Below are 2,183 nucleotides of genomic sequence, written 5' to 3'. Positions count from 1 at the left end.
CCTCAACCTCATCGAACGCCTTTGGAAAATGCTCCGGAAGAAAGTCATCAACACGGGATTTTACAGAACGAAGGAGGAGTTCAGGCGAGCGGTGATGAATTTCTTCGAACACATCGCCGATTACAAGGAAGAGTTGGAGTCGCTTCTGACTCTCAATTTCCGATTGGTTAATTCCAAAACCATTTCGTTGTGACTATAAGTGAATTTTACAAAACGGCAAAATTGTGAGCAGCATTTAGCTACTCAGACCTTATAATAACAGCTATAACAAAGAGGTTGCAGAATTAAGATGCAAAAAACACTATTTTTAATCTAAAAAAACAAAACAGAACGATGATGCAGAAAGAACGATTTTATCTCTTAGACATGTTGAAAGGGCTTGCTCTTTTAGGTGTAGTTTTCTACCATGCGAACCTTTTCACGTATGGATATTTGGGAGTGGACATTTTTTTAGTTGTTGCTGGATATTTCACGACAAGAAGTATAATAACTCAATATGATAATGGAAGTTTTTCTTATTTGGAATTTCTAGAAAGAAGATTAGTCCGTTTATGGCCTTTAGTTATAATTATAAGTATGCTATCTTTGGGCTTAGGCTATTTCACAATGTTCCCAACCAACTATAAGAACACGGCTGAAACGGCTTTAGGTTCAAGCATATTTTTGAATAACTTCGTTCAATATATAACAGCTGGTAATTATTGGGACGCCTCCAATGAATATAAGCCATTGATGCATACATGGTATATAGGTTTAGCTTTACAATTTTATGTACTTTACCCTTTGTTCTTTATGGTAGCACATCGATTTTCTAAGAATTGGAAACAGTTCATAATAAAGATGTTAGTTATAGTAGGATTACTATCTTTATTGTTATATGCATTACCTATATTTACACCCGCATTCCATTTCTATTTACTCCCATCACGCCTTTTTGAATTCATAGCTGGTGGATTGATAGCAACGTCATCTACTATAGAGCGGAAAGAAAATAATTGGAAAGTTTGGGGTTGTTTACTATTGGTAATCCTATTGATAGCATTTAATGCAAATCTAAATGCGCAGCAGTATAGATTGTTGGCAATCGTATTAACCACCACTCTTTTAATTCAGATAACTACTGCAAAGATGAGCTTTTGTCCCATTCCCAATATTAAGGTAGTATCCTTTCTTGGGATGGCAAGTTATAGCATATATTTATGGCATCAAGTTATTATAGCATTTTATCGAAATATAATTGAGAATCAGTTGAGTGTATGGGACTATTTATTTGTAATAGGAGGTGCTTTAACAGTAGGTTACTTTTCTTATTATTTTATAGAACAGGGTGTTGAAAAGGCAATGAAGAGGAATGTTAAAACAACAAAATATGTTTTATCTATTTGTTGTGTTTTAATTCTTCCCATTTCATATTTGTCCATTAATTTTTATAAACATGAAGGTGTAGTCAGAGATATTCCAGAGTTAGAAACATATATTTCGAAACCTACAACATGGGCAACATTAGTATATAATGACACAATTGATAAGAAGGATATTGACTTTCCTAGTAATGATAAAAAGAACGTTCTAATTGTTGGAGATAGCTATGCTCGTGATTGGTACAATATTCTTAAGGAATCTAATTATGCCGATTCTCTTAATTTATCATATCATAAGGCCTTAGACAATGTTTTATATGAGAGAATTAGAAAAGCCAATTATATTTTCTTGGCTAACAATGGGGATTTTAATAAATTTGACTCCTTCATTCCCCAAATGTCCAAAAAGAAACTTTATCGTGTTGGGGATAAAAGATTTTTTTCTAGTCCATGCTTGATTTACAATAAAAGATTTTTTGGGAATTCTTATTATGATCAAAAGATAGATATTGCAAATGACATTGTAACTCGTAATATAAATGAAAAACGGACATTTGGTGATGGTTTTATTAACATGATGGATGTCGTTAGAGATAGTTCTGGACAATATAATATATTTACTCCAGAGCATAAATTGATAAGTCATGATGGTTTGCATTTGACAAGGGCTGGCGCGAGATTCTATGCTTCCAAACTAAATATATCGAAATTATTTATGGTCGAAAGTAAATAGATACTGAAGTCATCTAGACTTTTAAAATGCCTACAAATTGAGAGGGGTTTATTACTAACTAAAGTTTCCCACCCTAATAAACAGATAGA

At 33.0% G+C, this 2,183-nt stretch carries 1 protein-coding gene and 1 pseudogene; both read left to right on the top strand.

What is annotated here, in order from left to right:
• Nucleotides 1-193: pseudogene (locus HMPREF2955_RS03465) on the top strand (IS630 family transposase); the annotation flags it as partial.
• 140 nt (nucleotides 194-333) lie between these two features.
• Nucleotides 334-2,094: an acyltransferase family protein gene (locus tag HMPREF2955_RS03460; RefSeq protein WP_070721020.1), complete on the top strand. Its 1,761-nt coding sequence runs from the start codon at nucleotides 334-336 to the stop codon at nucleotides 2,092-2,094.
• Nucleotides 2,095-2,183 lie beyond the last annotated feature (89 nt).

This window comes from Prevotella sp. HMSC073D09, from assembly GCF_001814145.1.
GTDB lineage: Bacteria > Bacteroidota > Bacteroidia > Bacteroidales > Bacteroidaceae > Prevotella > Prevotella conceptionensis.
Note: the sequence above shows the minus strand (reverse complement) of the source record. Positions and strands in the feature narration are given on the sequence as shown.

What these genes read in the sequence shown, in the direction of transcription:
- HMPREF2955_RS03460 (WP_070721020.1), top strand. Translation starts at nt 334, where the DNA reads ATGATGCAGAAAGAACGATTTTATCTCTTAGACATGTTGAAAGGGCTT.